Annotated in this window: 1 pseudogene; it reads right to left on the minus strand. The window is 31.5% G+C overall.

The features are described from left to right. Window positions 1-169 precede the first annotated feature (169 nt). Window positions 170-577, minus strand: a pseudogene (locus IQR33_RS08580) (type VI secretion system ATPase TssH); the annotation flags it as partial.

Genomic DNA, 577 nt, shown 5'->3' on the forward strand with positions numbered 1-577 from the left:
ATAATTTAATTATCTGACGTTTGGTGATAATTAGTGATTAATGTATCAAAAACTTCATTTTAAATACGCCCTGTTATATCTTTAAATAAGATTTAATTTAAGCGTTTTTTATAAAAAATAATAGTTAATATGAACCAACTCCCAATTATTATTGAGAGTGTAAAGGATGTTAAACTATTGAGACATCAAGTCCACTAGTTGTACCTTTAACAATAATTTCATCAAACGTCTTATCATTAAGAATTGCATGCAATATTTCATGAGAAATCTTCGGAAGCAATGTATTTTCTATGGTTGTTTGTACCACACGCGCACCACTGCCAGACTCATTGCTATTGTCTACAATATCATTAATTAGTTCCTCATCAAAAAACAGGTCAGCGTTATAGTGCTTACGAATACGAGTCGTAATTTTATCCAACTTTAATTTTGTTATTTCTATCAATACTTTTCTTGATAGAGGCAAATAAGGTAATACATTCACACGCCCTAAAAATGCAGGTTTAAAGTCGACCAACAAATCATCGCGTAAAGCATCTTTTAGTGCTGACGGCTCAGGAGATAAATCAGGATCAGA

This window comes from Vibrio sp. OPT46 (genome assembly GCF_015163535.1).
Lineage (GTDB): Bacteria > Pseudomonadota > Gammaproteobacteria > Enterobacterales > Vibrionaceae > Vibrio > Vibrio alginolyticus.